Source organism: Pseudomonas sp. PS01300, assembly GCF_029960155.1.
GTDB lineage: Bacteria > Pseudomonadota > Gammaproteobacteria > Pseudomonadales > Pseudomonadaceae > Aquipseudomonas > Aquipseudomonas palmensis.
In genome coordinates, this window is record NZ_JASCPN010000179.1 from 1 (window position 1) to 255 (window position 255).

1 pseudogene is annotated in these 255 nt (G+C 52.5%); it reads right to left on the reverse strand.

The annotated features are described in order from the left end of the window. Window positions 1–255 (reverse strand): annotated as a pseudogene (locus QMX96_RS26965) (IS3 family transposase); the annotation flags it as partial.

The window sequence follows — 255 nt, forward strand, 5'->3', positions numbered from 1 at the left end:
ACCACCCGATCTGCCTGGCGCTCTTTGCCATCAGCAGCTCGGTTGCGCTTGTAGTAAGCCTGTCGACTGATGCCTAGAAACTGACAAGCCCTGGCAATGCTCAGTCCTGCGACTTGACCTTGCGAGAGGACTTGCCGGATCGCTTTTTTACGACCGAGACACCATAGTCATTTTTCAGAACATCAACGACCGTTTCAAAGAACTGGGCCTTCTGGCTCATCAGCTCAAGCTGCTGCTCAAGCTCTTTGATTCGCT